Raw genomic sequence first — 3,768 nt, forward strand, 5'->3', positions numbered from 1 at the left:
CCGGCACCGCCGGATCGTAACGACGACCCGTTCCAGCAGCCGGCATTCCGGAACCCCGCCCGCGTTGGGACGGTGGCACACAAACCGCCACCGCCCCAACCCGCAGCACAGAAAGAACCATGAAGAAGCTACGGAATGAAAAGGGAGCAGCTGCGGTCGAATTTGCCCTCGTGGTACCTATTCTGCTGCTTCTTCTGCTCGGAATCGTCGAATTCGGACGGGTCTACAACGCCCAAATGCAGCTCACGGCAGCAGCGAGGGACGGCGCGCGCGTCATGTCAATCAATGCCGTGCCCGCGCAGGCCGCGTCGGATGCCAGGGCTGCGGTCATCGCTTCGGCCAGCGCACTGCACCCCGACGTCACGGCCACCCAAGTGGCCGTCTCCGTCAGTCCCAGCAGTACCACCGTATGCATGCCGGGTTCGACGGCGACCGTGACTGTGAACTACCCGCTGCAGTTCTTATCCGGCCTCTTCGGTTCCAGCATCACACTCACAGGTAAAGGAGTCATGCAGTGCAGCGCCTAAAGGACGAGCGCGGAGCTGTGGCAGTAACCACCGCCATCTTCATGGTCGTGCTGCTGGGCATGGCGGCGCTCGTCGTCGACATCGGAGCGCTGTACTACGAACGCGCCCAGTTGAAGAACGGGGCGGACTCGGCCGCCCTGGCCGTCGCACAAAACTGCGCGGCCGGGAACTGCGGCATGGACTTCACGGCCCTCGCCAGCTCGCTCGCGGGCCAGAACGCGCAGGATGGCCTCGCAGATGCGTCAGTGGCACTCGACCCGGCCCAGGCATCGGTGAGCGTCACTACCAGCACGCGAAGCAGCGACGGGCACACGCTCGCGCAGGCCTTCGCACCGATCCTCGGGCTCGACGACTCCGCCACAGTGACCACTCGTTCCACGGCCCGCTGGAGTGCGCCGGTAGCCGGCACCGCGGTCCTGCCGATCGCGATTTCCTACTGCCAGTTCGCCGGCATGCTGGACGCCGGCATCCAACGCGTGGACTTCAACCCCAACCGAAGCACGGCTTCGGGCTGCTCCAGCTCAAGCATTCCGGGCTACACGGGACCCGCCTACACCATCCCCGGCGGCTTCGGTTGGCTCAAGCAGGACCCCAGCCAGCCGTGCCGGACAAGGATCAACGTCAGTGCTTCGACGTTGCCGGAATTCCCGGTTGATCCGGAAGTGGGCGGCGATACCGGCAATGATCTGCCGGCCGCCTGCAAGAACAACAACACCCTGAGCAAGATCGTCAATACGACCGTGCTGTTGCCCATCTACGACGAGGCCGGCGGCACGGGTACCAACGCCTGGTACAACATCATGGGCTTCGCCGCCTTCGAACTGAGCGGCTGGAACTTCAGCGGCTCCGCCTACAACAACCTCAGCCCCGCCGCCGTGGCCTGCACCGGCAGTTGCCGCGCGCTCATCGGAGAGTTCGTCACCTTCGTAACCCTCGATGCCGGAGAACAGAAGTTCACCTTCGGCGGTACCCCCAATAACTTCGGCACCAACCTCGTCTCGCTGGCCGAGTAGGAGAATCAGCAGTGAAAACCAGAATCATCGGAGCCATCGTGGCCCTCTTCCTGGCCGTTACCGGCACCGTCATGGTTCTTTCCTACGTGGCGGGCGCGGAACAACGAGCCCTGGCGGGAACCGAAACGGTAGGCGTCCTGGTCGCCCGGGCGGCCATCCCGGAGGGAACCCCCTCGGAGCAGCTGACTGACCTGGTAGCCATTGAGCAGGTTCCAGCCAAGGTCGTACCGGCGGGAACTGTTGCCAGCATCGATGACCTTGCCGGCCAGGTTGCGGCAGTTGATCTTGTCCCTGGGGAACAACTGCTCGCGGCGCGCTTCGCCGATCCCGCTGCGCTACAGGAGCCCGGGACGGTCGCCCTACCGAAGGGAATGCAGGAAGTCACGATTTCACTGGAGCCGCAGCGTGTTGCCGGCGGCCGGCTGCAGGCCGGAGACACCGTGGGCATCTTCATGTCCCTTGAGGAGGGCGCCGAGGAGCCCGGGCCGGTCAGCCACCTGGCCCTGCAGAAGGTCCTCGTTACCAGCGTCCAGGGCTTGGCTGCTGCGCCGGAGGATGAGGCCGGGACCGAAGGAACCAACGGTGCGGCGCCCGTCCCGGGAAACAACCTCCTGGTCAGCTTCGCGGTGAAGGCCGCCGATGCGGAGAAAATCGTCTTCACGCAGGAATTCGGCAGGATCTGGCTGTCGGTGGAACCGGACACGGCCGATGAAAGCGGAACGCGGGAAATGACCAAAGAAGGACTGTACAAGTGAGCCGCTACGCACTGGTATCGACCGCCCCGGAGTTCGAGCAGCAGTTCGCCGCTGCCGCCCTCGGCTCTTTGGCAGGACAAATCAATGTCTGGGAGGCAGAGGATTCTCCATCCGAACCGGACCATATCCTCGCCGGTTTGGACAACCCGGCGCTGCTGGACGTCGTCGTCCTCGGGCAGGGCCTCCCCGCAGAGGAGTCCCTGCGACTCGCCGAGGCATTCGAGAGCCAGCGCCCCGAGGTCAGCGTCCTGCTCGTTGCGGAGCCAGACCCCGAGCTGGTCCTCTCCGCGATGCGCTCCGGCGTGCGGGACGTGGTTTCTCCGCGGACTGAAGCCGGTGAACTGGGTGTCCTGCTGCACCGCGCCATCCGCAGCACCTCCATCCGCCGACGCAGCTCGGGTCCGGCTGCCGGGGAAGGTGCCAAACCGGCCCAGGCCCGGATAGTCGCCGTGGTCTCGCCCAAGGGCGGGGCAGGCAAGACAACCGTGGCGACCAACCTCGCCGTCGGTCTCGCAGCATCGGCGCCCCATGCGACGGTCATTGTCGACCTGGACCTGCAGTTCGGGGACGTAGCCAGCGCCCTCCAGCTTGCACCCGAATACTCCCTGGCCGACGCCGTCGGGATGCCTGCCCAGAAGGACAGCATGGTCATGAAGTCCTTCCTGGCACCGCACCCCAGCGGACTTTACGCCCTGTGCGCTCCGGAATCACCGGCCGACGCCGAACAGGTAACGGGAGAACAGGTCTCGCAATTGTTGGACCAGCTGGCAACGGAGTATGCCTATATCGTCATTGACACGTCGCCGGGTCTCTCGGAGCATACTCTGGCGGCCTTGGACAAGGCGACGGACTTCGTCTTCGTTGGCGGGATGGATGTGCCCAGCGTAAGGGGGCTGAGGAAGGAAATGGATGTGCTGCGCGAGCTGGGGATGGCTCCACTAAGCCGCCATGTGGTCCTCAATGCCGCCGACCCCCGGGACGGCCTGACCCAGCGCGATGTGGAGGCCACTCTCGGCTGCAAGGTCGACGTACTCATCCCGAACACCCGTGCCGTTCGCCTCTCCACCAACCAGGGAGTGCCCCTGCTCGAAAGCACCAAGCGCCGGGACCCCGCGGCCAAAGCCCTCCGACGTGTCGTGGAACGCATCGCTCCGAACCAGGCCGGTGCGCTTAAACAGCGGGGCCGGCACCGCAGGGGATAAAGCCGATCTCGCCGAGCAAGATAAGTTGAACGCCGCTTCCCACCTAGGAAGTTTCTGTTGTCCCATGCAGAAATCCGGGTAGGGAAGCGGCGTCTTCTCTTGCATAGAGGGTTACTGGCCCGCATTTAATCCGCAGGAAATGCACAAGAACCAACCGTTGGCGAAGCCTTATCATAAGGTCGGCGAAAGTCAAGCAAATCGGGGCGAATCGGTTGCTATGTTTTTGGAGGAGCTGGCGCAGGGCCAGCCGGAAAAAAAAAACAGGAGCTTC

Annotated in this window: 4 protein-coding genes; all 4 read left to right on the forward strand. The window is 64.3% G+C overall.

Features of this window, described 5'->3' with window-relative positions; translation table 11 throughout:
- Nucleotides 1-119 precede the first annotated feature (119 nt).
- Genes D477_RS12140 through D477_RS12155 form a run of 4 tightly spaced genes read left to right on the forward strand, consistent with a single transcriptional unit; the run spans nt 120 to nt 3,497 of the window.
- Nucleotides 120-527: a TadE/TadG family type IV pilus assembly protein gene (locus D477_RS12140; RefSeq protein ID WP_005269531.1), complete on the forward strand. Its 408-nt coding sequence runs from the start codon at nt 120-122 to the stop codon at nt 525-527.
- Nucleotides 515-1,540 (forward strand): pilus assembly protein TadG-related protein, encoded by a 1,026-nt coding sequence (locus D477_RS12145; RefSeq protein ID WP_005269537.1) that lies wholly within the window; start codon nt 515-517, stop codon nt 1,538-1,540. Before D477_RS12140 ends, D477_RS12145 begins: the two co-directional genes overlap by 13 nt.
- A gap of 11 nt (nt 1,541-1,551) precedes the next feature.
- Nucleotides 1,552-2,295 (forward strand): Flp pilus assembly protein CpaB, encoded by a 744-nt coding sequence (gene cpaB / locus D477_RS12150; protein ID WP_005269538.1) that lies wholly within the window; start codon nt 1,552-1,554, stop codon nt 2,293-2,295.
- On the forward strand, nt 2,292-3,497 hold the full coding sequence (locus D477_RS12155) for an AAA family ATPase (RefSeq protein ID WP_005269539.1): 1,206 nt from the start codon (nt 2,292-2,294) through the stop codon (nt 3,495-3,497). The genes cpaB and D477_RS12155 overlap by 4 nt, the downstream gene beginning before the upstream one ends.
- Nucleotides 3,498-3,768: the final 271 nt, after the last annotated feature.

This window comes from Arthrobacter crystallopoietes BAB-32, from assembly GCF_000328305.2.
GTDB lineage: Bacteria > Actinomycetota > Actinomycetes > Actinomycetales > Micrococcaceae > Crystallibacter > Crystallibacter crystallopoietes_A.

Excerpts from the sequence above, each read along its gene's own strand:
- D477_RS12140 (WP_005269531.1), top strand. The coding sequence starts at position 120 with ATGAAGAAGCTACGGAATGAAAAGGGAGCAGCTGCGGTCGAATTTGCC.